The 25,481-nt window shown below is 65.9% G+C and carries 22 protein-coding genes; 7 read left to right on the top strand and 15 right to left on the bottom strand.

Going from position 1 to position 25,481, the window contains the following annotated elements:
• The 8 genes from H7F16_RS00935 to H7F16_RS00900 all read right to left on the bottom strand — a co-directional run bounded on the left by H7F16_RS00935 (position 1) and on the right by H7F16_RS00900 (position 9,662).
• Complete coding sequence (locus H7F16_RS00935) at positions 1-1,623, bottom strand: phage tail protein (RefSeq protein WP_185795681.1); 1,623 nt, start codon at positions 1,621-1,623, stop codon at positions 1-3.
• A gap of 311 nt (positions 1,624-1,934) precedes the next feature.
• On the bottom strand, positions 1,935-2,393 hold the full coding sequence (locus tag H7F16_RS00930; protein WP_185795680.1) for an ATP-binding cassette domain-containing protein: 459 nt from the start codon (positions 2,391-2,393) through the stop codon (positions 1,935-1,937).
• A 64-nt stretch (positions 2,394-2,457) separates the two neighbouring features.
• Positions 2,458-3,312 (bottom strand): glycine betaine ABC transporter substrate-binding protein, encoded by an 855-nt coding sequence (locus H7F16_RS00925; protein WP_185795679.1) that lies wholly within the window; start codon positions 3,310-3,312, stop codon positions 2,458-2,460.
• Positions 3,313-3,638: 326 nt separating this feature from the next.
• Complete coding sequence (locus H7F16_RS00920) at positions 3,639-4,574, bottom strand: LysR substrate-binding domain-containing protein (RefSeq protein ID WP_185795678.1); 936 nt, start codon at positions 4,572-4,574, stop codon at positions 3,639-3,641.
• Positions 4,574-5,920, bottom strand: a complete 1,347-nt coding sequence (locus H7F16_RS00915) for an NAD(P)/FAD-dependent oxidoreductase (protein WP_185795677.1) — start codon at positions 5,918-5,920, stop codon at positions 4,574-4,576. The genes H7F16_RS00920 and H7F16_RS00915 overlap by 1 nt, the downstream gene beginning before the upstream one ends.
• 7 nt (positions 5,921-5,927) lie before the next feature.
• Positions 5,928-7,436 carry an aldehyde dehydrogenase gene (locus H7F16_RS00910; RefSeq protein ID WP_185795676.1) on the bottom strand — a complete coding sequence of 503 codons (1,509 nt, stop codon included), beginning with the start codon at positions 7,434-7,436 and terminating at the stop codon, positions 5,928-5,930.
• A 3-nt stretch (positions 7,437-7,439) separates the two neighbouring features.
• Entirely contained in the window at positions 7,440-8,357 is a 918-nt protein-coding gene (locus H7F16_RS00905; protein ID WP_185795675.1) for a dihydrodipicolinate synthase family protein, read from the bottom strand.
• Between the two features lie 378 nt (positions 8,358-8,735).
• Complete coding sequence (locus H7F16_RS00900; RefSeq protein WP_185795674.1) at positions 8,736-9,662, bottom strand: LysR family transcriptional regulator; 927 nt, start codon at positions 9,660-9,662, stop codon at positions 8,736-8,738.
• A 74-nt stretch (positions 9,663-9,736) separates the two neighbouring features.
• On the opposite strand from H7F16_RS00900, the gene H7F16_RS00895 reads away from it, so the two are divergent.
• On the top strand, positions 9,737-10,369 hold the full coding sequence (locus H7F16_RS00895; protein ID WP_185795673.1) for an NADPH-dependent F420 reductase: 633 nt from the start codon (positions 9,737-9,739) through the stop codon (positions 10,367-10,369).
• Positions 10,370-10,372: 3 nt separating this feature from the next.
• Positions 10,373-10,750, top strand: coding sequence for a GFA family protein (locus H7F16_RS00890; protein ID WP_185795672.1), 378 nt, complete (start codon positions 10,373-10,375; stop codon positions 10,748-10,750).
• A 134-nt stretch (positions 10,751-10,884) separates the two neighbouring features.
• Here H7F16_RS00890 and H7F16_RS00885 read toward each other — a convergent pair whose 3' ends face one another.
• The 3 genes from H7F16_RS00885 to H7F16_RS00875 all read right to left on the bottom strand — a co-directional run bounded on the left by H7F16_RS00885 (position 10,885) and on the right by H7F16_RS00875 (position 12,589).
• The gene (locus H7F16_RS00885; RefSeq protein ID WP_185795671.1) at positions 10,885-11,187 is read right to left on the bottom strand and encodes a putative quinol monooxygenase; all 303 of its coding nucleotides are present in this window, start codon (positions 11,185-11,187) and stop codon (positions 10,885-10,887) included.
• Positions 11,188-11,257: 70 nt separating this feature from the next.
• Complete coding sequence (locus H7F16_RS00880; RefSeq protein ID WP_185795670.1) at positions 11,258-11,815, bottom strand: DUF2269 family protein; 558 nt, start codon at positions 11,813-11,815, stop codon at positions 11,258-11,260.
• Positions 11,816-11,914: 99 nt separating this feature from the next.
• Positions 11,915-12,589 carry a glutathione S-transferase family protein gene (locus tag H7F16_RS00875; protein WP_277818340.1) on the bottom strand — a complete coding sequence of 225 codons (675 nt, stop codon included), beginning with the start codon at positions 12,587-12,589 and terminating at the stop codon, positions 11,915-11,917.
• A 104-nt stretch (positions 12,590-12,693) separates the two neighbouring features.
• Here H7F16_RS00875 and H7F16_RS00870 point away from each other — a divergent pair, with 104 nt between their 5' ends.
• The 3 genes from H7F16_RS00870 (at position 12,694) to H7F16_RS00860 (ending at position 18,640) form a co-directional block, all read left to right on the top strand.
• Positions 12,694-13,599 carry a LysR family transcriptional regulator gene (locus H7F16_RS00870; protein ID WP_185795668.1) on the top strand — a complete coding sequence of 302 codons (906 nt, stop codon included), beginning with the start codon at positions 12,694-12,696 and terminating at the stop codon, positions 13,597-13,599.
• A 620-nt stretch (positions 13,600-14,219) separates the two neighbouring features.
• Positions 14,220-18,281: a response regulator gene (locus H7F16_RS00865; RefSeq protein WP_185795667.1), complete on the top strand. Its 4,062-nt coding sequence runs from the start codon at positions 14,220-14,222 to the stop codon at positions 18,279-18,281.
• An 11-nt stretch (positions 18,282-18,292) separates the two neighbouring features.
• The gene (locus H7F16_RS00860; protein WP_185795666.1) at positions 18,293-18,640 is read left to right on the top strand and encodes an Hpt domain-containing protein; all 348 of its coding nucleotides are present in this window, start codon (positions 18,293-18,295) and stop codon (positions 18,638-18,640) included.
• Here the strand turns inward: H7F16_RS00860 and H7F16_RS00855 are convergent.
• The 4 genes from H7F16_RS00855 to H7F16_RS00845 are packed head-to-tail and all read right to left on the bottom strand — an operon-like array spanning position 18,637 to position 22,820.
• A complete protein-coding gene (locus H7F16_RS00855; protein ID WP_338401934.1) occupies positions 18,637-18,933 on the bottom strand; it encodes an SDR family oxidoreductase in 297 nt (98 codons plus the stop codon). The genes H7F16_RS00860 and H7F16_RS00855 overlap by 4 nt on opposite strands.
• Complete coding sequence (locus H7F16_RS19940; RefSeq protein ID WP_338401933.1) at positions 18,930-19,058, bottom strand: hypothetical protein; 129 nt, start codon at positions 19,056-19,058, stop codon at positions 18,930-18,932. The genes H7F16_RS00855 and H7F16_RS19940 overlap by 4 nt, the downstream gene beginning before the upstream one ends.
• Positions 19,059-19,077: 19 nt before the next feature.
• Entirely contained in the window at positions 19,078-21,687 is a 2,610-nt protein-coding gene (locus H7F16_RS00850; RefSeq protein WP_185795664.1) for an AAA family ATPase, read from the bottom strand.
• Positions 21,684-22,820 carry a metallophosphoesterase family protein gene (locus H7F16_RS00845; protein WP_185795663.1) on the bottom strand — a complete coding sequence of 379 codons (1,137 nt, stop codon included), beginning with the start codon at positions 22,818-22,820 and terminating at the stop codon, positions 21,684-21,686. The genes H7F16_RS00850 and H7F16_RS00845 overlap by 4 nt, the downstream gene beginning before the upstream one ends.
• 198 nt (positions 22,821-23,018) lie before the next feature.
• On the opposite strand from H7F16_RS00845, the gene H7F16_RS00840 reads away from it, so the two are divergent.
• Together H7F16_RS00840 and H7F16_RS00835 are read left to right on the top strand one after the other, a co-directional pair.
• Entirely contained in the window at positions 23,019-23,363 is a 345-nt protein-coding gene (locus H7F16_RS00840) for a MerR family transcriptional regulator (RefSeq protein ID WP_185795662.1), read from the top strand.
• A 3-nt stretch (positions 23,364-23,366) separates the two neighbouring features.
• Positions 23,367-25,481, top strand: coding sequence for a VIT domain-containing protein (locus H7F16_RS00835; RefSeq protein ID WP_185795661.1), 2,115 nt, complete (start codon positions 23,367-23,369; stop codon positions 25,479-25,481).

The raw sequence follows: 25,481 nt of genomic DNA, 5'->3' as shown, positions 1-25,481 counted from the left end.
TCAGATCACCTCGTCGGCATAGAGACGCAGCCGGTCCACACGAACCGTGAATGCCGCATCGTTGGTTGAAAGGATGGCCCGAGCCTGCACGGCTCGGGCGCGGATTTCGGAACTGTCCACGCGGGACCACTCGGTCCAGACCAGCGCGGCCGCAGGGTCATCATCGGTCTCGCGGTATTCCATCACGACATCGACCTCGGCCCCATCGACGCCGTCGATATCGCCCCAGCCGTCGATCTCGCCCACGCGGTCGTCCCACATGGCAAAGGCCTGAAACGCCGCCATGCCGATATCCGACCGCAGCCGCACGTTGCGAACGGCGCCAAGGTCAAAACCGGAGCCAAAGGTGAACATGCCCGACGGCACCACGCCGCCCGCGTAGTCGATGTTCGCGATGGAATCGACCAAGCCGAGGTCATCCCACATCGTTCCGCCGGGCAGCGTCAGATACCCGTCGATCACGGCAGCACCCGCAAAGGTTCCGGCAAAGGCGGGATCGGCCTGCGCCACCGTGACCGAGGCGAAAGCTACCGCCTGCGCGCCACCCGTCGCAACCACCGAAACCGGCCCGACCTGCCCGCTGCTATCCTCGGCCCGCAGCAGATAGCTGCCCGGCTTCAGCGGGATCACGGCCAGCGACTGGTCACCCGCCACGCGGTCCATCGAATAGGACGACTGCCACGTCGGGGCCGGATCGGTCGAATGCCGGATCACGATGTTCCCGCCGATCCGCACATCCGCATCGGTCGACCGAGCCCATTTCAGGATGGCGAGCCCCCCCGCCGTCTGCAGCGTCACATCCGACAAGGCCGACGGCGGTGCGGACACGCCGAACACCTCTTGCGCCCGCACGGCCCAGTCAGACGCCACGCCAAGGGTCGAAAGCGCGGCCACGCGGAACTCCCACAGCCCCGGCGTCCAGTCCTGTGCTTCCAGCGACGTGTTCGCCGTCCGCCCGATCTCGCGCCAGACACCCCCTGCCTCGCGCGCCTCGATCACGTATTGCGCCACATAGGGCGAAGCCGAGGCGACCCATTCCAGCCGCACCGCGGCCTTCACGCCCGTCCCGTCGCGGGTGACATAGAGCGACTCGCTCACCTCGGGCATGCCAGGGGCCGCGATGTCGAACGCCGACGGCAGGGCGGTGCGCGGCGCGGCGGCGTAGATCTGTTCCTCGGTCGCCGACCAGTCCCAGATCAGGGGCGAGGTCTCGCGCAGCAAAAGGTCCGGCACCAAGACCGGCACGCCGTCCGCATCCTCGATCTGCGTGCCGATCGACCGCACTTCGAACGGCTTCTCGGTCCAGCCGCGCCGCGCCATCGTCACCGGCACCACCTCTCCCGCGCCGACGCGCCACGCGCTCAGCTTGCCGGGCAGATTCACGGTGATCTGGCGGCGCGCCGACTCGAGTAAGATCTTCGCAAGCCGCTGCGCCATCGTGGCGGACGTCGTCATCGGCAGTTCGACGTCGAGGAACTTCAGGTCACCCTTGTCCTCGGCCAGATAGACGCCGCTCTGGATCGCGGGGAAATCGTCGGGCTGCCAGTCGTTGGCGGGGCTGATGAACGTTCCGCGCACCGCGTTGAACTGTTCCGACCGACTGACCCGCGTCGTGACGGTCAAGCGCCTTTCCGATCAACATGTTAGCCAATGTCGCCCCGATGCGTCCAAAACGCGCGCAGAACGTCAGAAACTGCAGCCCCTCGCTGCACTTTCCCAACATTTCCACCCCCCAAATTTCACCACCCTCCGAGGCCCTCCATCCATTTTATCGCCATCAATCAACCCCTTACCGCGCTTTTCGGGGTGTGATGTGTTTGTCCGAATGTCGTTACCCCCCTACACTTTGAAAGGTCACACCGGCACATTGGCCGACTCCGACTGCAGGGACAGTCTTTGTGTGACCGTAAGGATTTTCCAGAAGAAACGCGAAGTCAAAAACACGGCAGTGGACTGAGGGCCACGTTCTGGAACACCATGCCGATGGTATGGGCGCGAAGCTCGCGCAAATCCTGCGCACCAAGGCCGTTGATGGCGCGGCCCTTGACCAGAACCTCGCCCAGCGAGGGGTCGATCAGGCGGTTGAGCAGGCGGATCAGGGTGGACTTGCCGCTGCCCGACAGGCCCATGATGCAGAAGATCTCGCCCTTGCCGACGGTGAAGCTGGCGTCATGCACGCCGACCACGCAGCCGAATTCCGACAGGACTTCGCGCTTGCCAAGGCCCTTGGCGCGGATCGCGGCGATGGCATCGCGCGAGCGGTCTCCGAAGACTTTCCAGACCGAACGGCATTCGATCAGCGGAGTTTCGGGCAGCGCAGTTTCGGGCAGCGCAGCTTCGGGCAGCGCAGTTTCGGGCAGCGGGGCGTCGTTGGCGGTGGCGGGGCTGGTCATTGGCGCGGTCCCATCTGGCAGGAAAGGAAAGGGCCGGCCCCTTGTGACGGACCGGCCCGATGGATCATTCGGACTTGATGGCTTCCCAGCGCGAGATCAGGTCGGCGTGCGCTGCGGTCCAGTCGGCCACGGCCTCTTCCATCGTCTTGCCCTCGTTCATCGCGCCGTTGATGGCGGTGATGTCGGCGAGCGGGATGTAGATCGAGGCGAGTTGTTCGCGGACGGCGGGGTTCGCTTCCGAAAAGCCCTTGGTGCCGATTAAGTAGTAGGACTGCGCGGCGGGGAAGACGCCCTTCGGATCGGCGAGGAACTTCACGTCATATTTCTGCATCATCCACGACGGTTCCCAGATCGTCACGGCGATGGGTTCGTTGCGCGACATGGCCGAGTCGAGCGCGGCGGTCATGGCGGCGGTCGACCCTTCGACCAGTTCCATGTCGGTGCCATAGGCTTCCACCGCAGCGGCGGCGTCACGCATCAGGCCCGAACCCGGCTCGATGCCGATGATCTTGCCGCCGAACATGTCCTTGTTGGCCGCCAGCTCGTCCATGCTGTTGATCGACACATAGGAGGGCACGGCGATGGCCTGATAGAGGCCGTGGGACACGGGCGAGATCTTTTCCAGCTTGTCCATGTTCTTCACCCAGTAGTCATGGGCAACGTAATCGGTCTGGCTGGCCATGATGTCCACATCGCCATTGGTCAGCGCGGCGAAGGCGATGCCCCATTCCGAGAATTCCTCGACCTCGACGGTGTAGCCCTTGTCTTCCAGCACCTTCTTGGTGATGCCGGCGATGGGGGTCAGGTCTTCCCAACCCATCGTGCCGATGGTGATGGTCTTGTCGTCCTGCGCAAAGGCGGGAACGGCCAGGGTGGCAGCGATCGCGGTCGCGCCAAGAGCTTTCATGAAATTCCGCATGGGATCCTCCGGATGTGTTGGGGTTCGTGCCACCGTGTGCACATACGGACGGGTGGCGCGCTCGCGCCCTCCGCCGGATGCCGGCGATCTGTCTGGTGGGAGTGTGCGCCGCGCACGGTCTCCGGTCTGTCGGGGCGCAGTCGGCGGGCGCACCGTGGATAGGCCGTCAGGCCTTGCCTGTCATCGGTATCCCGTATTAGGCCAGTATGCCGCAAACGAGAATTTTGCAGGGTTTTGCATTAGCCTGCCTAATGGCAGGTGCGAAAGGTCAAGGCATTGATCGGGTTGGCGAATCCGTGCGAATTCCGGTCGGGACCGTCCCGCTTTCAGTGCTTGAGAGATTGCAGCAGGTGATCGACGAAACGCGCCACCGCAGGGCGCTGGAGCGAGGCGGTCGCGCAGCGCAGGAAGTTGCCGCGCCCGGCCGTGATGGGCGCGGGATGGGCAAATACGAGGCGGCCTTCGGCCAGCGGCTTTTCCACCATGTGCTGCCAGCCAAGCATGATGCCTTCGCCCGCCAATGTGGCCTCGATCAGCAGGGCGACCTTGTTCGTCGACAGGCTGGATGGCCCTCGTTCCCAACGTGCGCCTTGGGCGCGGAACCATTCCTCCCAGCCGAGCGGCTGCCAGCCGATGGCGTCCGCGCTCCAGTGCCGTTCGTGCAGGTGGAGGAGGTTTGCGCGGTTCAGGCTTTGCGCATCGGGAAAGGGGCCGTGTTTCGCCAGATATTCGGGCGAGCAGACGGGTTGGGCCGCTTCGGGGAACAGGAAATGAAGCTCCTCGCCCACCTCGCTGCGTTCGTTGCCGCAGAGAAGCGCGATATCGACGCCGGAATAGTTGCGAAGCGCGTTGTCCTCGTCCGAGGCGAGGACGGTGAAGCCGATCTGCGGATGTTCGGCGCGGAAGCTTTCGATCAGGGGTTTCAGCCAATAGACCGCCATGCCATCGGTCGCCGAGACGGTCACGGTTTCGGGCTGCCCGTCGGGTTGCAACAGGCCCACGCCCTCGCTGATGGTATCAAGGCCCGCCGAGACGGCGGTGTAAAGGTCGCTGCCCGCCGCCGTCAGTTCCAGCGCGTTGTGTTTGCGCACGAAAAGCGGCAGTTCCAGCGCCTTTTCAAGGATGCGGATCTGCTGGCTGACCGCGCCTTGCGTGATGTTGAGTTCCTTGGCCGCCAGCGTGAAGCTGAGGTGTTTCGCCGCGACCTCGAATGTCGCAAGCGCGCCGAGCGAGGGAAGGTGTCTGCGGCGAACCGGTCTCATCATTCGGCCCTTGCCTGCCATTCCTTCCAGCGAAGATAGGCGTTCGCGCCGATGGTGTCGAATGGATGCGGCGGCAGGCGAACGGGTTCGGCTTCGGCAAGGAAGAAACGGGTGATGTCGCTGGTGCGCCCAAGGGCGAGGTCGGCAGCCCCGATGCCCGTCAGCGTGCCCCGCGTGGTGCCGAGGCCGTTCTGGACGCAGGCCGCGTAAAGGCCCGGTTCCAGCTCGCGCATGACCGAGACGGCGTTCTTGGTCAGGCAAAGGTGGCCCGACCAAGCGGTCTCGAATTTCACGCCGCGCAGGGAGGGGAAGCGGGCGTCGAACTTGGCGCGCATCTTGGCGGTGACGCGGGCCAGATCGGCGCTGCTGGTTTCCATGTTCGGGCGGTAATAGCTGCCCTGCCGGATGACGATGCGGTTGCCGCCCTGCGCCGTGGAAATGCGCCGCACGGTCGAGCCCATTGGGTCCGAAGGTGTCAGGCCCCATGTCTCTTGCCCGCCCAGACCGCGCAGCAGGTCGTCGGGGATTTCCCCGGTCATGCAGGCGTTGAGCATGATGTGCATAAGCTGGCCGCGCTTGAAGCCGAAGCTTTCGAGATGGCCGTTGTTGGCAAGGATCACGCGGGACGCTTTCACGCGGCCTTTGGGTGTGGTCAGCACCCAAGCCGCGCCCTTGCTGTCATAGGCGGTGACGGGCGAGGATTCGAAGATCGTCACGCCGCGTGCGGCGAGGCCCGCCGCAAGGCCGCGGATATAGCCCGCAGGCTGGATCAGCGCGGTGCCGGGGGTGTAGAGGCCGCTGGAGTAATAGCTGGTCCCCGTCACCTCGCGCATGGTCTGCGCGTCATAGATTTCGTGCGGCTCGGTCAGGGCCGACAGGTGTTCGGCATAGGTGCGGTTGGCCTGTTCACCCACGCCCGAGGCCGCGCCGTTGATCTTGCCCCAGCGCTGGAAATAGCCCGCAGGCAGGGCGTATTCGCGGGTGACATCTTCGGCAAAGTCGATGGCCTGACGGTTGAGGCGGGTCAGCGTGCGGTCATGCGCCTCGCCCGCTCCGGCATAGTCGGAACTGGTGAGTTCATGCGGCAAATCGATCATGAAGCCGGAATTGCGGCCTGCCGAGCTTTCGGCCACGCGTCCTGCGTCGAGCACGCAGACCGAAAGCGACGGGTCCGTCATCAAGAGGTGACGGGCAGCGGAAAGCCCTGCAAAGCCCGCGCCAACGATGGCGATGTCGCAGGTCGCATCGCCCTGCTGCACGGGGAAGGGGGGGGCGGGCGGCAGGATGGCATTCCATCCCGCCGGACCGGTATGCACGGGCAGTCGGGCAACCTTGCGAAGTGACATTGTGCCCTCAGTCGATTGCGCTGTCGCTGGTATCGGTCAGGTCGAGCCAGATGGTTTTCAACTGTGTATACTGGTCATGCGCGTGAATGGAATTGTCACGCCCGCCGAAGCCCGATTGTTTGTAGCCGCCGAAGGGCGTGGTGATGTCGCCCTCGCCAAAGCTGTTCACCGTCACCGTGCCCGCCCGCAGCATCCGCGCCCCGCGCAGCGCCCGCTTGCCGTTGGCCGTGAAGATCGAGGCGGCAAGGCCGTAGTCGGTGTCATTGGCGACCGCGATGGCTTCCTCGAAGCTGTTCACCGCGACCACCGTCAGGATCGGCCCGAAGATTTCTTCCCGCGCCAGAACCGAGGCGTTGCTGGCAACCTCGACCACGGTCGGTTCGATGAAGCCTTCGGCCACGATCTTGCCGCCCATCACGACGGATTCCTTGGCGGCGGCGGTCAGGTAGCCGGACACCTTGGCGAAATGCGCTTTCGACACCAGCGCGCCCACGCGGACCTCGGGGTTCAGCGGGTCGCCCACCACCCATTCGCGGGCATGTTCGGTGATCTTGGCCAGAAGCCGGTCCTTGATGCCGCGCTGCACGATCAGCCGCGAAGCGGCCGAGCAGTTCTGCCCCATGTTCCAGAAAGCCCCGTTGACGACATGCGCGGCCACGGCATCTAGGTCTTCGGCATCGTCGAGAACGATGCAGGGGTTCTTGCCACCGAGTTCGAGGACCACTTCCTTTAGGTTGCTGTCCGCCGAGTAATGCAGGAAGCGGCGGCCCGTCACCGTCGATCCGGTGAAGGAGACCATATCGACATCGGGGTGGCGCCCCAGCGGTTCGCCCACCTCGGCCCCGCCGCCCGTCACCACGTTCAGCACGCCGCGCGGCAAGCCCGCCTCGGCGGCGAGTTCTGCCAGACGCAGGGCGGTGAGCGAGGTTTCGGCCGCAGGCTTCACCACCACCGAGCAGCCAGCCGCCAGCGCGGGGCCGATCTTCCATGCCAGCATCAGAAGCGGGAAGTTCCACGGCAGCACAAGGCCGACGACGCCCACGGCTTCGCGGACGATCATGGCGATGTGGTCGTTGGATGCGGGCGAGACCTGATCGTAGATCTTGTCGATCAACTCGCCATGCCACTTGATGACATGGATCGACTCCGGCACGTCGACCTGTTCGCAGTCGTAGATGGTCTTGCCGCTGTCGAGGCTTTCCATCACCGCCAATTCACGGGCGTTGCGCTCCATCAGCTTGGCCAGACGCACCAGAACATCCTTGCGCGCGGCGGGATGCAGGCGCGACCAGCGGCCGTCCTCGAAAGCCTCGCGCGCTTTCGCCACGGCAAGGTCGACATCGGCGGCGGCGCAGGCGGCGACCGTGCCAAGCACCGCGCCTGTTGCGGGGTTCACCGTCTGAAAGGTCTTGCCCGAGATGGCGGGGCGGTAGCTGCCGTCGATCCATGCGTTCTGCGGCAGGTCCAGCGCGGCGGCGATGGCTTGGTATTCTTCATGCGTCAGCAGGTCGGACATGGCTCAGTTCCCTTTCAGGATCGCTTGGACGGTGGTCTTGAGCGTGCGGATCACCTGCTCAAGCTCGCGCTTCTCTTCCTTGTTCAGGCCTTTCAGCGGCGGGCGCATCGGGCCTGCCTTCAGCCCCGTCACCTCGACCCCGTGCTTGATGCACTGGATGAACTTGCCGCCCTGTTCCAGCACGGCCATCAGCGGCAGCATGGCTGACATGATGCGGCGGCCCTTGGCAAAGTCGCCCTTGACCACGCAGGTTTCCCACAGCGCGATGTGTTCTTCAGGCAGAAAGTTCGACCCGCCGCAGATCCAGCTTTGCGCGCCCCATGCGAAGAATTCGAGCGCCTGGTCGTCCATGCCGCAGGACATCTGGATATGGGGGTAATCGCGGGCCAGAAGGTGGACGCGGTTGATGTCGCCACTGCTTTCCTTGATGCCGATCACGTTCTTCGACCGCCCCACGCGGTCAAGGAATTCGCGCCCCATCTCGACGCTCATCCGTCCGGGGTAGTTGTAAAGGATGATCGGCAGGTCGGCGGCGCGGTCGATGGCCAGCGCGTTCAGCGCGTTCTCGCGTTCCGTCGGAACAGAATAGGGCGGGGTGCCCAGCAGGATGCCGTCGGCCTTCATCTCGCGCGCGCCGGTGGCTAGCGCGATGGAATCGGGCGTGCGCATCGCCCCCGTGCCGACGAAAACGGGCATCCGGCCCTTGGCGCGGTCAACCACGAAGCGGGCGATTTGCAGCCGTTCCTCGATCGTCTCGGCATAGTTCTCGCCGGTCGAACCGCCCGAGATCAGGCCATGAACGCCTGCTTCGGCCAGACGGTCCACCAGTTCTGCCAAAGAGTCGAAGTCGATCGAGCCATCCGCGAAGAAGGGCGTGATCACGGGCGTATAGATGCCCTCCAACCTGAAACGGACGCCCATGCGCGGCTCTCCTCTGCTGCGGTGTCGCGGCGGTTCGGGGCCACGACGGTTGCCTTTTGCACAGGGCTAAGGCCCCGCGCGGAACGGCGCAAAGGAGAATGATCTTCGGTTAGGCATTAGTTGGGCTAATGGCTGGTTGCGGTGGGGAAGGCGCAGGGTGTCAGGACCTGCAATGGCGCCTGCGCTTCCCGCCCTTTTCACCGGGACGGAAGTTGACGGCCCGGAGCGGACGTCGACACCGCATCATGCGACGGCATTTTGCTGCCGGAGTTTGTCTGCGGATCGGTGCAGGGCGTTCAGCCAAGGGGTTTGCCTTGGGCCACGCATCCAAGCCTTGATCGCAGCGGTTGATCGGGCCGGGGTCACTGGATGGCACGCCTACCGGTGGGTGACGGATATCTCGCCTATCTGCCCTCTGATCCAGATCGTTCTCGGGTCGGCGTCGTTTCGCCGATGCCAGAACACCGATACCGGAAACCTGCGCACGGGAATGGGCGGTTCGGCGGTGACGAGGCCGAAGCCTGCGGCAAAGGCACGTGCGACGCGGGCGGGCAGGGTGACGAGGGCGGCCGTCTCGGCCGCGGCGGCAAGGGCGGGCAGAAAGGCCGGCAGACCCAGGATCACACGGCGGGTTCGGCCCATGGCGGCCAATTGGTCGTCCACCACCCCGCGCAAATCGCCTCCGGGCGAAATCAGGACATGGTCGGCGGCGCAGTAGTCATCGATGCCGATCTGCGGGGCCTTTGGCAAAGCTTCGGGGCGGCCCGCGACCAGAAAGGACTCTTCGTAGACCGGCTCAGCCGAAATCGTTTCGGGCAGGTCCCAGACAAAGCCCAACGCAAGATCGGCCCGGCCTTCTGCCAAGGCGTCCATTGCGGCTCCGCGCCCCAGCGGCAGGACAGACAGCGTCAGTCCGGGCGCAAGCTGGCGCAGACGGGCCGCGAGCGGCGGGATCAGGACGGCCTGCTCGGCATCAAGCGCGGCGATGCGGACAAGGCCAGTCCCCGTCGCGGCGTCAAAGCTGCGTGCGCCACCCAGCGCGCCCCGCAAGGCATCGACGGCGCAGGCAACCGGCGCCTCGAGGGCAAGGGCGGTGGCCGTGGGCTCCATCCCGTGCGGACGCCGCAGGAACAGCTCGTCCCCGAAAATGTCGCGCAGCCGTTTCAGCGACTGGCTTATGGCCGATTGGGTAAGGCCGAGTTCCGTCGCGACGTCCAGCGCCTTGCGGTGCCGCAGCAGTCCCAGAAAGACCAGTAGCAAGGTCAGGTCCAGCCTGCGGAGTTCAGATATGCTTAACTCAGACATGACGCTTATTCATTATATATTCTTTCATTTCCCGCATATCCCTGACCTTGTGAATCAAGCAAGGGGAAAGTGTGATGCGTATCGCGATCATCGGCACCGGCAATGTCGGCCGCGCCATCGCCCTGGGATTGAAGGGCAAGGGCCACGCTGTGAGCTTGGGCACACGTGACCCGAAGGCGGCGCATATCGTCGCGCTGGCGGCTGAAACGGATGCCGCGCCCATGTTGCCCGCGACGGCAGCCGCAGCGGCCGATCTTGTCATTCTGGCCCTGCCGTGGAGCGAGGCCGAAAGTGCCGTCAAGGCTTTGGGGACGCTCGCGGGAAAGACCGTCATCGACTGCATGAACCCGCTCGGGATGGTTGATGGCGCCTTGGGCCTGACGACCGGTTACAGCACCTCGGGCGGCGAAATCGTGCAGGGCTGGCTTCCAACGGCACATGTGGTCAAGACCCTGAATCAGGTCGGGGCCGAGATCATGGCCCGCAACGACCATCTGCCCCTGCGCCCGGTCATGCTCATGGCCGGAGACGATGATGGTGCCAAGGCCCGGGTGGCAGAACTTTTGTCCGACCTCGGCTTTGCCGCGATGGACGCGGGCAGCCTTACCAAGGCGCGATTGCTGGAACCCTTCGGCATGGTCTGGATCAATCAGGCCCTGTTCCGGGGCAAGGGTCGCAATTGGGCATTTTCAGCGGTGGAGGGCTGACCGATGACCGATATCCTTGGGGCAAGGTGCCATTGCGGTCGTATCCACCTGCGCCTGCCCGCCAGTGCTGTCGGGGTTTTGGCCTGCCATTGCGACGACTGCCAGAAGATGCACGGCAATTTCAACGCTTTCGTGGCGGTGGCACGGGCTGACATTGCCGTGACCGGAGAGGAGGCGCTGGTCTGGTACCAATCCTCGGACGCGTCGCGCCGCGCCTTTTGCGGGACCTGCGGGGCGCGGGTCGTGAAGGAGATCACAGCGGCCGGACGCTGGCTGGTTTCAGCCGGGTTGATCGAGGGACCGACCGGCAAGCGGATCATCAGGAACCTGTGGGAGCAATCGAAGCCCGACTGGTACGACCTGCCCGGGGTCGCGCCTTGACCGATCCGGTCACCATGGCCTTGCGCCGCAGGGTCAAGACAGGGCGCGCGCATGGCTATGCGGCTTCGCTGCAACGCCGGCACCTCGCCCGGCACCGGCTGGCCCGTGGGCTTCGGGTCTGGTGGAAAACCCGTTCAGTTCACCACTTCGATCAGGTCCGACCGGAACCGACGGCTGACCGGCGTTCCCGTCATCAGCGGGCGGATCTTCTCACCGAACGTCCTGAAGGCATCAGAGGCGGTGTAGGCCGCGAAATCGGCTTCGGTCTGCCATTCATGGACCACGCCCAGAATTCCGGCATCGATCGGGTCGTGGACGGGATGAAAGGCGATACAGCCGGGCATGGCGCGGACAGTCTCGACACTGGCGACAAGCGCCTCGGTCGCGATGTGCCGGTGTTCCGGCGCGACCGGAAAGCGAACATGGGCGATAAGCATGGTGGTCTCCTTTGTTGGCGGGTTTGCGGGGGTGGAGGACGCGAGGGGTGTCGAGCTTTGGCGGCAAAGGTCAGACCGGGGCGGCGCGTCGGACAGGCCGCAGGTGCCTGACGGTCGCCGCCACTCCCAGCAGAAGAAGGGCTGCCAAGCCAGCCAGAAGGTCCCGGTCGTAAGGCGTCGGTTTGAGGGTCATGATCGCAATCACCAACAGCAGGACCAGATGGTCGAACCGTGCGATGGCCATCAGGCTTTTGATCCGGGGCAGGATGATCTCGGGGTGGTCCGGATTTTCAAGCCTGAGGCGCGCGATCTCTTCGGTGCGGGGTTTGATCACCAGAAGCCCGACAAGAAAAGTGACCGCCGCGCCGGTCAGGCCAAGCACGATCCAAAGCTGCGCAAAGCCGGTTCCTGTCCATGCCGCGATGCCGCCGGTCAGCAGGGTGAGCATCGAAATCGGGACAAAGTAGCCGGGCCCCAGCAGGGCGACCAGTTCCACCACGGAAAACATGGCTGCCGGACCGCGTTTGCGGCTGAGGACTTCGGCACCCACCGCAAGGCTGATGCCGCCGCCGACCCAAAGGATGGCGGTGGTTATGTGCAAGGCTCGGGCAATGTCAAACGGCGTCATTCTTGGTTCTCGCTTGTGTGTTTAGGGCGCAGAAGGTCGGGGCCCGCGGGACAGGCGGTCCCGGAGCGGCGGGTGTTTGATGAAAGACGCGAAAGCCGGTCAGGCGACCGTGGCGCTGCGTTGCTGCCGCGCGGCGTCTACAAGGCCGGTGAACCCGGCAAAGGCGGCGGTCCAGCCGTCACGCTCGCGCATGCGGGCACACCATCTGGAAACGGCGGGATAGGGCGAAAAGTCGAAGTCCACATAGTCGGCCAAGGTCACCTTGGCGATTCCCGTATAGTCTGCAATCGTCAGATCGGGGCCGCAGACAAAGGGGCCGCCCTGCGCCAGACGACGGTCGAGAACCGTCAGGTATCGCGCCGAGCCGTGAGCCGCGAGCATGGAAATCTCGTTCAGGGTGATCGGGTTCAACCATCCCAAAGCGGGCAACATGCGCGGATAGGTCCCGAGGATGCAGTGATAGGCCCAGAAATTCGTGCTGAACCACGAGACCATCTCATCCACCAGAATCTGCGCGCGCGGGTCCGTCGGGTAGACCGCAAGATCGAAGCGCAGGGCGAGATGTTTCAGGATGGCGCTGCTTTCGGTCAGCACCAGATCACCATCCCGCAGGACGGGCAAAGTTCCGTTCGGGTTGATGGCAAGGAAATCAGGCTCGGCCGTCTCATTGAGATGCAGGTTCACGGGGATGATCTCGACAGCAAGGGACTGATCCGCGATCATCATCAATACGGGTCGGCAACTCGTTGAAAGTGGGTCGGCGTAAAGGTGCATGGGTCGATCTCCTTTGGAGTGTTCTCAAAGGTATCGCGCAGGCCGCGCATCGGTTCAAACACCACTCTTGCCGAAGCGTTACCCGAAACTGCATAACGGTGGACATGGAAGCGACCGACTGGCACATCTTCCTCGCTGTCGCGCGGCAGGGTTCGACCTTGGCGGCATCGCGGGTGCTGTCGGTCAGCCAAAGCACCGTCTCGCGGCGGATCGACGCCCTCGAAAGGGCCATCGCCGTGGAGCTGTTCGAGCGGCGTCCTTCGGGTTACGTGCTGACACCTGCCGGTGAACATCTGGTGCCCCGGGCCGAAGCGATTGTCCTTGCGACGGCCGAGGCCCTTTCCGCCGCACGGCAATTCCGCCGGGGGCTGACGGGACAGGTCAGGATCACGGCGCCGGTCGCGTTCGGGCAAACCTTCATGTCTGCCGCGATCCGCGACTTCCGGCAGACCTGTCCCGACATCTCGGTCGAACTGTTCGCAACCGAGGAGAAGCTGGACCTGCTCGCGGGGGAGGCGGATGTCGCGTTGCGCACGGGTCCGCGGCCCGACCTGCCGGGCCTTGTCGCGCGGCGGGTGCTTATCGAGGCGTGGTCGATCTACTGTTCGCAAGGCTATGCCGCCGCGAATGATGTGCCGCGTTCGGCCAGCGACCTTGCGCGGCATCCGGTGATCAGCCTTTCGGCGGGGTTCCGCAATTCTCCGCTGGCGCTGTGGATGGATCAGGCCGTGCCCGAGGAAGCGATCGTCCTGCGCTACCACGACGTGCCCGGACTGCTCTCGGGGCTGCGCAACGGCCTTGGCGTCGGGCTGATGTCGGACACGGTCGCGGCGGCGTCCGGCCTTGTCCGATGCTTCGTGCCGCCGGTCACCGAAACGACGCCGCTGTGGATCGTCACGACCGAGCGTCTGAGGCACGAGCCAAGAATCCGTGCCTTTGTAGATTTCCTTGCGGGATACATGACGCAAGGCCGCTATCGGCTGGGGGCGGATGCCCGTTCTACGCCGTGAACATGGCCCCGTGGCGGGTGAGGGGGGTCAGATCGAACCGGCAAGGGTGGCAAAGGTCGGACCGATTGTTGCCGCCCGCCTTGTTCCCCGGTCGCTGACGGCCCGTGAATGGCGTTCATCGCTTGGCTTTGCTTCTTGGTTTACGTGCAGAAGCGCGGCGCCGTTCGCTGTTCCTGTGCCGGACTGCTGCGGGCAAGGAAGGGCGGCGGCGGGCAAGGAATGGCGGCGGCCGTGGGCTGGACAGGGGTTCATTTATAAGAATTGACGATTCGCGCCAAAGTTGTTCATCTTTCGCACAGTTATTCGATCTTTCCTGTCCTTCCATTGGCGGTGCAAGGCGTCGCCGCAGAGATTTCTTTGATTGATTTCGCGGGATTTCAATGTCGCTTTCGACCTGTGTCCTGATCTTTGACGACAGCGCGCCCGTCGCCGCAGGACCGTCTTTGCGGCGCGCAGCCCCGTCTCCCGTAGCCCCTGTGCGGTTCGCTGCCGGCGTGACCCCCGACACGCCCAAGATGCCCCAATCCACCGCGCGCAGCGGTTTCAATGCCGGGTCCGGCAAAATCGGAGACGTGTAAGGGGCACCCGAAGGGAGCCGATTTGACAGAGTAGGATCTGAATTGACCGCTACTGCCAGCAGCGATGCCTTCAACAGCCACGTGCTTGTCGTGGACGACAGCGCTGGCAGCCGGCGCAAGATGGCGATGGCGGTCCGGAACCTCGGGCACCATTGGACCGAGATGCCCGATGGCGAGGCGGCGCTGGAGTTCTTGCGCCACAACGATGTCGATCTTGTCCTTCTCGATATCATGATGCCGGGGCTCGACGGGTTCGGGGTGCTCGAGGCGATGCGGGCGGATACGCGGCTGTCGGCCATACCCGTTCTGGTGATTTCGGGGATGGACGGCGACATGGACAGTGTCGCGCGGGCCATAGAACTGGGGGCCGCCGACTTTCTTCCCAAGGATTTCAGCGCGGCGATCTTCCGCGCGCGGGTCGAGGCCTGCATCGAGAAGAAGCGCTTGCGGGATGCGGAACTCGACTACCTCGCGCAGGTCGAACGTGTCTCGGCGGCGGCAGCGATGATGGAGGAAAAGGCGTTCCACCCGAAGAACCTCGGTCTGGGTGCCGTGGCCGGGCGCGATGACTCGGTCGGCCGTCTGGCCCGCGTGTTTTCGGAAATGGCGCTTCAGGTCTATGACCGCGAGCGTGCGCTGCTCAGAAGCGTGAGAACATCGCAGGGGTTCGTTCTTCTCATCCTCGCAGGGGTCATCGGCGGGATGATGGCCCCGATGTCGGCCCTGCTGTTCCAGCAGATACCGATGGCGACGGGTCTGTCCTTCTGGGGCGATCTGCTTCCGGGGTTCCTCTGCATCGGTTTTGCGGCCTTGCAGGGCAAGATGGGACGTCTGACGCGCCAGACCCTTTCCTTTCTTTTCGTCTGGGCCGTTCTGAACGTGGTGGGATCGATCTTTCTGTTCGAGGCGTCGGGGCGGGTCAGCGGGATCATCCTGTCCATCATCCTTGCCTTTCAGGGGCTGTGTGTCTTTCTTTTCGCCGCCGTCCTGCGGATGGAGGAGGCTTCGTGGCGGCGGTTCATGGGCCTGCTGATCGGGCTTACCGGAGCGGTGGTGCTGATCGCGGTGCGCGAGACGGGTGACGGCATGAACGCATCGCTTTGGGTGCTGTTCGCGATCTCGATTCCCGTCATCTGGGCCGCGACAGACATCGTCATCGCCGCGCGCGAACCCCAAAGCACCATGAGCCCGATCGGCGGCTTGGGCGTGATGTATCTTCTCTCCGCCGCGCTGACCCTGCCCATCGCCTTGGCGCAGGGGCAACTGTTCGCCTTGCCCCCCGATCTTGGCCCGGCCTTCTGGCTGATACTGGTCAATACCCTTGTCGATACGTTCAACTATGTCTTTTACGTCCTGCTGGTGCTTGTCGCTGGGGCGGTCTTTGCCAGTCAGGCCGCCTATGTGACGACGCTGGCAGGTATCTTCTGGAGCATGCTGCTGCTTGGCGAGCATATGACGAACGGTGCGTGGATCGCGCTTGGGTTCATCTTCGTCGGGTTGCTGGTGGTGGGGCCGAAAAGCGAGGCCGCCGACATGGAGGTGCAGTTCATTCCGAAATCGCGCCGCAAGGGATGGTTGAGGCAATTCGTGCTGCCGCAGGTCAGGCCACCGGCACAGGAAGAGGCTTCGGCCAGCGGGACGGAAGCGGCCACCGCTGGCCCGGCGCACGGGGGAGGGGCGGACATTTCGGCCCAGATCAGGGCAGAGCGGCGCTTGGCACGGCTGATCGACGGCGCGCGGGTCGGCACCTGGGAACATGACATGCGCACCGGCCGGACCGAAATCAGCGAGCGCTGGGCCGAAATCCTCGGATACCGCGCGGCCGATCTCAATCCGCTGACGCTGGATCGCTGGATCGCCCTGGTTCATCCCGACGACATCGACCTTCTCAACCGCCAAGAGGCGCAGGCCTTTGCCGCCGGTCAATGGCAGATCGAAACGGAAATCCGTCTGCGTCACAGGGAAGGGCATTGGGTCTGGGTGTTGACCCGCACGCAGGCGACCGAATGGGATGCAAGCGGCAAGCCCGTCAGGACAAGCGGCGTGAACCTCGACATCACGGCGGCCAAGGCGATGGAAGCGGCCCTTGCGCGCGAACGCGACACGCTGGCGAAGATCATGGAAACGTCGGTATCCGGCATCGTGGCGGTGGACGGGATGGGGCGGGTCGTCTTTGCCAATGCCGGAGCGGAGCGGGTCTTGGGGCGGCCCGTGACCGCAGGGGCATCGCTGCACGCCCTTTTGGCGACAGGCGAGGTGTCCGACCTGAACGGCAAGCCCATCCTGCCCGATGATTTTCCCGTAAGCCGCGCTTCGGGCGGCCAGACTGCCCAGCAGGACCGGCGTCTGACGATCCTCTGGCCCGATGGCCAGCGCCGGATCCTGTCGATGAATGCCGCACCACTTTCGGGGTCGGGCATCGATCTTGCCGTCGTCTTTGCCCTGACCGATATCACGGACGCGGTCGAAAGCGAGGACCGGCTTCGCGCCGCCATGACGGCGGCCGAGGCGGCGAACGAGGCGAAGTCGCATTTCCTCGCCACGATGAGCCACGAAATCCGGACGCCGATGAACGGCATCATCGGCATGACGCAGCTTTTGTCCGCCACGAAGCTCGACGCCGAACAGCGGGACTATTGCAGCACCATCGCCCAAAGCTCCGAAGCGCTGCTGTCGGTCATCAACGACATCCTCGATTTCTCGAAGATCGAGGCCGGTGCCTTCGATGTCGAGCAGATACCCTTCGATCTTTTCACCACGGTCGAGGGAACGCTTGACGTCATCAGCGTGCGGGCCGTCGAAAAGGATCTGGAACTGGTCTACTGGATTGATCCGGACCAGCCGAGGTGGGTCGTCGGCGACCCGTTGCGATTGCGTCAGGTCATCCTGAACCTGACCAACAACGCCGTGAAATTCACCGAGACAGGCGAGGTTTTCCTGCGCGTATCCCTGGCCAAGCCGATGGATGCGGGGAAGTTGACCGTGCGGTTCCAGATCCTCGACACAGGGATCGGCATTCCTGCGGACCGGCTCGACCGCCTGTTCAAATCGTTCAGCCAGGTCGATGCATCGACCACGCGCCGCTATGGCGGGACGGGGTTGGGGCTGGCGATTTCCAAGCGGCTGGTCGAATTGATGGGAGGCGAGATTTCGGTTCGTTCCGAGGTCGGGCACGGCACCGAGTTCTTCTTCGATCTTCCCCTGGGCCTGGCCGAAGAGACGCCGGCGGAAGGCGACAGCGCAACCGCAGCCGTGCAGATCGGCGGCCGGACGGCGATGGTCGTCGATGACAATGCCACCAACCGCAGGGTGCTGGGCCTTCATCTGCGCACCTTCGGGATGACACCGATCGAGGCGCCGGATGCGGAAACCGCCCTGCGGATGCTTGCCGACGGGCCACAGCCCGATATCGTCATACTCGATATGCAGATGCCGCGAACCGATGGCATCGAACTGGCCCGCAGGATCAGGGCGCTGCCGCAGGGGCGCATGGTGCCACTGGTCCTGTCCAGCTCGCTGCATGTCAGCCGTTCGCAAATCGGCGTGCTGGACGAGGCCGGCGAATTCGCAGGGCTGCTGTCGAAGCCGATCAAGCCTTCGGCGCTTCTCGAGGTGATCGGATCGGCGTTGCGGTCCGATGCTCTTGCGGCAAAGCCCGCTGCCGCCTTGGCTGCCCCGCATCCGGACCAGCGGCTCGCAGACGAGTTTCCGATGCGGATACTGGTTGTCGACGACCATCCGACGAACCGGAAATTCTGCGCGGCGGCCCTGAGGAAACTGGGTTTCGAGCCCATGCTCGCCGCGAGCGGGGAAGAGGCCGTCGCGCTTGCAGCAGGGACCAGCTTTGACGTGATCCTGATGGATATCGAAATGCCCGACATGGACGGGATCGAGGCGACCGCGAAGATCAGGGGGCAGACGGCCGGAACCGACCAGCCCTGTTTCGTGGCCCTGACTGCCAATGCCATCGCCGGCGACCGCGAGAAGTATCTACAGGCCGGATTGGACGATTACGTGAGCAAACCTATCGAGATCGGCGAATTGGTCCGCGCCTTGCGGGCCGCCGCAACACGCCGGACGGCGCCGCGTCCGTCGGGAACCTGAGGGAGGCGGCGATGGGATTGACCCGCGAAGCGATCCAGCGGATGCGCGATGCCGTCGGCGACGACGATCTCGTGATCGCCGACATCCTGCAAAGCTTCGTTGACGAGGTGGGCAGCCTGTCCGATCAATTGACCACCGCTGCCGCTGCGATGGACGTAAAGGCCCTGCACCGCATCGCGCACACGCTCAAATCCTCTTGCCGCGATCTCGGAGACGGGGTGACGGGCGACCTTTGCGCGAAACTGGAAGCAGATGCGCGCGCGGGCGAGGTCGCAGACGCCGCAACCGCTGCGAAAGCGATAAACGCAAGGCTGCGCGATCTGCGATCCGAAGTGGCGGCCTATCTGTCCGCCAGCTAGCACAGGTAAAGCGCGGCTTGCGCCACATCCTCGGCCCGCCCGGGACGCCCCGCCGGTAGCCCAATGGACTGGCCAATGGACTGGGCGGTGGACTGGCCGGTTTCTTCATGCAGCCGCTTGACGCCTTCGGTGCCGCCAATCGGACCGGGAGCGACCCTGTTGCACAGAATGCCCTCCGGTCCCCATTCCACGGCAAGGCTGCGGATCAGCGGCATGACCCCTGCCTTGGCAGCGGCTGCACGGGCGCAGCCGGGCCACCCCTTCAGCGCGCGGATCGTTGAAATCGCGATCAACCGCCCCCCGTGCGGCGCACATTTGAGATGCGGATATCCGACCGCGCAGCAGAAAAGCCACATTCCGCGACAACAAAGCCGTTCACGGCGGTGTCGAACAGGCGATACTGCACCGTGTTGTTCATATGCCCGTAACGATCGTTGTCATCCCAGCGGGTGCCGGGCGTGGACAACCTGCAACGCCGTCCCGCCCAGATCCCTGAAGGCCCTCTGGCGGCAGCTCAGGACGATGATCTGCTGGTCGCCCGCCATCGCGTGCAGCGAGTCGAACATTTTCTCGATCCGGTCGTCGTCGGTATAGACCAGCGCGTCGTCGAAGATGATCGGGGCGTGGGTGCCGCGTGCCGCGAGCAGGCGGGCAAAGGCCAGCCGGACCAGCAGCGCGATCTGTTCCTGCGTGCCGCCCGACAGGATCGACAGCGGCTCTTCGCGCCCGTCGCGCACAAGCGCGGTGGGCAGCAGGCTTTCGCCGTCGAAACGCAGTTCGGCATCGGGCCAAAGCGCGCGCAGAAGCGGGCGCAGTTCGGTCAGGACGGGTTCGAAATAGCGGTCGCGGGCCTGATCGCGCGCGGATTCGAGGCTGCGGGCAAGCTCCTGCAACACCGCCACCTCGAAGCGGATATGGGCCAGCGTGGTTTCCGCCGCGACAAGGCGCGCGGCGGTGTCGGCCAGTTCCTCCATCACCCCCGCGCCTGACCGCAGGTCGATCAGCGTGTCGAGCGAGGCGCGTTCGGTCTGCAACCGCTGGACCTCGGTCGCGGCGCTGTCGGTGACCGAGCGCGCGCGGGTAAGGGCGGCTTCGGCGGCGGTCAGGTCGGGCGCATCGGCCAGCAGGGCATCATGCCGCTCGCGGACAAGGGCCAGACGCTGCGCCGCCGCGGCCAGATCGGCGGCAAGGCCCGCTTGCGAGCTGTCGCCCAACCCGGCAAGCGCCTGTTCCGCAACGGAAAGCGCGGTTTGCGCGGCCTTGGCGGTGACGCTGGCGCTGGCATCGGCAAGACGCAGACGCTCGGCCTCGGCCCGGGCGGCATCATGCGCGGTCTGGGCAAGGTCAAGCGCGGCGGCGGCGGTCTGGGCCGCGGCCTGCGCCACGTCGACCGCCGGAAGATCGGGGCGGGCCGTGATCTGGGCGGGCAGGGCGGCCAAGTCTGCTTCAAGCGCCGCAAGCCCGTCGGGGGCGGCGGCAAGCAGGGCGGCGTCGATGTCGCGCAGGGCGGCTGCCGCATCTCCGCGCGCGGCGGCAAGGGCCTGCGCTGCGGCAAGATCGGACAGGTTCAGCCGCGACAGGGCCGCCGACAGCGCGGTTTCGGCGCGGTCGAGCGCGGCGCTGTCCTTGCCCGCACCGGGGGACAGGATGAAATGGCCCAAGCCGGGCATGTCGAAGCGGGTTTCCTGCACGACGGGAAGCGTGTCGTCGCCCAAAGCGGTGCCGTCGCGGGTGACGCGGCGGTCGCCCGTGTGGTGGAAGCGGATCTGCGGGGCGCTGCGGTCGCGCAGGGCGCGCTGCACCTCGACCTCGTGTTGCAGGGCTTGCAGATCGGTCAGGTCCCGTGCCGTGGGCCCTGTGGCTGCGGCGCGGGCAAGGGGGGCGCGGCGCGCGGTCAGGTCCTGCACCTCGGCGATGCGCCGTGCCAGTTCGGCGCGGCGCGCGGCGGCAGAGCGGGCGGCCTCGGCGCGCAGGGCCTCGTTCAGCACGGCATCGGCGGCGCTGCGCCCGGCGCGGGCGGCGGCCAATGCGGCGGCAAGGGGGGCAAGTGCGGCTTCGGCCACGCCCGTTGCTTGCCGTGCCGCCCCGGCGGCGGCTTGCGCCGTGGTCAGGGCGGCGGCGGCAAGGTCGCGGTCGGCCTGCGCGCGCTGCAGGGCGGCCAGCCTGTCGGCAAGCGCCTTTTCCTCAAGCGTCGCCCCGCGCAGGGCGCTTGCGGCGGCCCCGAGCGTTTCGGCATGGCGCTTGGCCTCGTCAAGGCGGCGGGTGGCTTCGGCCAGACGGGTCTGGCGGGTTTCGACCTCTTGCGGGTCGGTCAGGCTGGCCAGCAGTTTCGCCACCTCGCGGCGACGGGTCAGCGCGTCCGACAACTGGCGGGCCGTGGACTCCAGTTCGGCCTTGCGGGTGGCAAGGTCGTTCACCGCCGCTTCCGCCTCGGCCAGCGGCCCCCCCTTGAGGGGGCGGCCCGTATTGGTCAGGTAGCGCGCCAGATCCTCGCGCGTGCGCGACAGGGCGCGGTCCATGCGGCGGCCCCCCGTCAGGCTTTCCACCTCGCCCGCGACCGAGGTCATCAGGTTGCGCCGCGCCGCCTTGGCGGTTTCGCGCTCTTTCGCTGTCTCGGATTCGCCCTCGAGCCGTGTCAGGCCCTGACGCACCCACAAAAGCCCCGCCGGCCCGCCCTCGCCATCCGACTGCACAAGGCGCGAGATGAAGGCCTCGGCCTCGTCCGCCTGCGCGACAAGGGTGGTGCCGCGATGCACGGTGGCTTGCGGCTTGGTCAGCCAGCGTTTCGACAGGGTGTGGCGGCCCTCGGGCAAGTCGACCTCGACGGTGATCTGCGGCGCGCCGCCGACATGCGGCTTCAACCCCGTGATCTCGCGCGAGCGCGAGCGGTGGGGTTGGAAGAACAGCGCCTGCAATGCGTCGAACAGGGTCGATTTGCCGAATTCGTTGGGCGCGCTCAGCACGTTCAGCCCCGGCCCGATCGCGTCGATGCGGGCGGGGGTGACAAAGCGGCGCATGTCCGAAAGTTCGATGGAGACGAGTTTCATGCCCGATCCTCGCGCAGATAGCCGTATAGGCGGTTGAGGGCGGCGGCGGCGGTGCGGCGGCTTTCGCCGTCAAGGGCGCTGTCGTCGGCGCGCTGCCGCAACTGGTCGGCGGCAAGGCGCAGCGCGCCCGCGCGGTCGATCTGGTCAAGGTCGGTCGCCTCGATCTCGGTCGCAAGGCCCGACAGGTCAAGCGCGAAAAAGGCGAAGTCGGCCTCGACCGCAGCCGCCGCTTCGGCAAGGGCCGAGCGTTCCGACAGCGTGGCGCGGCCCTGCACGCCGATGCGCATCAGATGGTCGCGGCGCGCGGCGCGGTCAGGCGGCAGCAATGCGGCAAGGGCGGCGGCGGCATCCTGTCCGGGCAGCAGGGGCAGGATCTCGTCGCTCCAGTGAAACTGCCCGATCGGGATCGTCTCGACCTGCGGCAGCGCGCCCGGAGCGGTCAGGGTAACGCCGATGCAAGACCCGCGCCCGTCATGGGTAAAGGCATCGCGTTCCGGCGTGCCGGAATACCACGTGCGCTCGCCCACGCGGACATGGCCGTGCCAATCCCCCAGCGCAAGGTAATCGAGACGCGCCGTCGTGGCGCGGTCGGGGGGGATGGTGTCCTCGGCGCGCGCGCCCTCTTCGGAGAAGTTCTGGATCGACCCGTGGGCCAGCCCGATCCGCAGCGCGCGCGGGTCGGTTTCCACGGCGGGCATATGCGCGGTCAGGTCGCGGCCCGGATAGCGGCGCGGCGCGGGGGCGGGCAGCAGGAACACGCCCGCCTCGATCTCGACGGGTTCGATGTCGTCAAGCAGATGCACATTGGCGGGGGCCTGCTGGCGGATGCGCGACCAAAGCGCCTCGGCTGCAAGGCTGTCATGGTTGCCGGGGATGATCCACCAGTGCAGCGCGGGGTCGGCGCCCATCGCGGTCAGGGCCTGACGCCAGACCGGATCGGTCGGGGTTTCGCTGTCAAAGACATCTCCGGCCAGCAGGATGTGGCGGGCGTCGAAGGCCTGCGCCGCAAGGGCAAGGCCGGTGATGGAATAATGCCGCGCCTCGACCAGACGGCCGCGCAGGTCTTCGGGAAAGGTGCCGAAACGGCGGCCAAGGTGCAGGTCGGCGGAATGGATGAAGCGGAAGGGGGGCAAGGGTGCCTCCTGAAATGGGCTGTGGCAAAGGGGCGATTCTGCCCTTGGTTAATGAATAGATGCCAAGGGTGCCAGAATCTGTCGCATCCCCCGATTAGTTAAGGCTTGCACGGCTGCGACGATCAAGACAAATATTTTGTCACGTTCTCTTGAAAGACCAAGAAACGCGACATACTTCATGTCTCGTTGGAGCCCGACATGACCTTGAATGACCTTGCCGAACGTCTTGGCGTTCCGGCGCGACAGATCCGCTTCCTGATCGCCGAGGGGATACTTCCCCCGGCGGCCAAGACCGGACGCGCGGCGGATGGCTATGACGAGACGCATGTCCTGCAAGGCCAGCGGTATCTGGCGCTGCACCGGATGGGGATGAAGCCCGGCTCGATCAAGGTCCTGATGGCCTTCGACGATGCCGTGCCGATCCTTCAGGCGGGGGGCGTCGAATTGCGGGTGGATCCGGGAATTGCACCGGAAGCGATCGACATCGAAGCGGTCCTGAACGCCGTCGAAGCGGCACTGAGGGCCTATGTTGCAAAGGATTAGGGAATGGACATTACGGCATTCGGCCATGCGCTCGGCACGGTCCACGACGGATTGACGGTGTTTCGGGACGGGCAACCCGCGCCCGTGCCGCTGGTCGATACCGCGATTTCGGTGGCGGTCGTGGCGGGCTTGGCAACCGTCACGACGCGCCGCCGCTTCCGCAACGCCGAGGCGCTGCCCATCGAAGCGGTCCTGACCCTGCCCGTCGGCTTCGACGCGGTGGTGACGGGGCTGCGCGCGGTGGTGGATGGCCGCGTGCTGCAAGCGGTGGCAAAGCCCAAGCATGAAGCCCGCGACGATTACGAAGGCGCGCTCGACGCGGGAAAGCTGGCCGTCCTGCACGAGGAAGTGCTGCGCGGGGTTCACGCGCTGTCGGTCGGCAATCTGGCGGCCGGGGCCGAGGTCGAGGTCGAACTGACGGCGGTCATGCCGCTGTCGCCCGCTGTCGGCGGGCCGTGGATGCGCCTGCCGGTCACGGTGGGCCAGCTTTACGGTGCCTCGCCGCTTGCGCCGGTCGATGACTTGACGGCAAGCGCGCAGCTTCGCCACATGGCGCGGCTTTCGGTGACGGTCGACGCGGGGCAGGCCATGCTGCGCGGGCAGGCGCTGGGCGAGGCGGTCGAGATCGCGCTTGATGCGGCCATCGAGTTGCAGGTGCAGGGCGGCGGCTTCGGGCTGCACCACGGCATCGCCGCCGACGGGCGGCAGGTGCGGCTTGACCTGCGGCCCCTTGGTGGCCATGCCGCTGCGGGCGGGCCGGATAGGCTCGATCTTGCGGTGCTGGTGGATCGCTCGGGATCGACCGACAGCCGCGCCAGCGGCCCGCGCGGCCTGACCCTGTGGGAGGCGATGCGCGACGGCTTGCGGCTGGAACTTGGCCGCGTCAGGGCGGCAGACCGCATCGCGCTGTGGCAATTCGGGACGCGCTGCACCCCGCTGGGGGCCGCCACGGGGCCGGCGGCGGCGGGGCTGGTGCAGGCGCTGGCACCGCCCGATGGCGGCACCGAACTGGCAGAGGCCGTAAGGGCGGTGCTGCGGTCGGGGGCAAGCGACATTCTGGTGCTGACCGATGGCCAGACCTGGGCGCATACGGTTGACGAACTCGCGGCTTCCAAGGCGCGGGTCAGCGCGATCCTTGTCGGGGCGGGCAGTCTTGACGCCAACATCGGCCAGTTGTGCGCCATGACGGGGGGGCAGCTTTTCTATGCGGCGGGCGATGATGTGGCGGCAAGCCTGTCGCTGGCCCTGTCAGCCCTGCGCCGCAAGGGCGCGGCGGTCACGGGGACGCTGGAAGATGGCGCGGCCACGCGGATCGTGGCGCTGCGCGGCGGGGTCGAGATCGTGGCGGAATGGTCCGACGCGATGGAACTGCGCCCTTGCGATGCCATCGGGCGTTACGCCGCCGCCCTCTCGCTGCCGCTCTTTCCCGCAGACGGGGCCGAGGCCCTGGCCCGCGCCCACGGGCTTTGCACCCATCGCACCAGCCTGATCCTTGTCGATGTGGCGGGGGTGGCCGTCGAAGGCATGGCGCAGCAACGCAAGGTGCCGCTGATGCAGTCCGGCGCGCGCGTGATGATGCAGGAACGCGCCGATATCGCTTGCTCGATGGATGTCGCGTACGAATCCTATGATCTGCCCGACAGGATGGGGCGTTCGCTGTCCCTCCGCTCCGAAAGCATCCGGCCCATGCCGCGCCCGAGCGGCCATTTTTCCCAAGCCTCCGAAGGGGGCGGGCGCGGGCGGTTCGACCATGACGCCGTCCAAAGCTTCGGGCCGCCGCCCGCCGCACCCCTGCCGCCCGAGGAGATCCGCGACCTTTTCGCGACGCTGCGCTGGGATGTTCTGGGCGACCGGCTGCTTGCAGGCGACCTGTCCGACCTGTCCGGCCCGCAGGCAGCACTTGTCCGGCATCTGGCGCAGGACCCGGCGATCCTAGGCTTTTCCCGGCACTTCGGGCGCGAGCCTTCCGCCGTCGCGCTCGGGCTGGTCGCGGACCTGATCGGCGACAGGCTGGGGGGCCGCTATGTGCGGCGCGTGTTCCGCGATCTGCCCCTGCGGATGTGGGAAGACCTGCGGCTTTGGCGCATGAAACCCCCGTCCGGTGGCCACCCGTGGTGA

It is taken from the genome of Paragemmobacter straminiformis, assembly GCF_014243445.1.
Lineage (GTDB): Bacteria > Pseudomonadota > Alphaproteobacteria > Rhodobacterales > Rhodobacteraceae > Paragemmobacter > Paragemmobacter straminiformis.
Note: the sequence above shows the minus strand (reverse complement) of the source record. Positions and strands in the feature narration are given on the sequence as shown.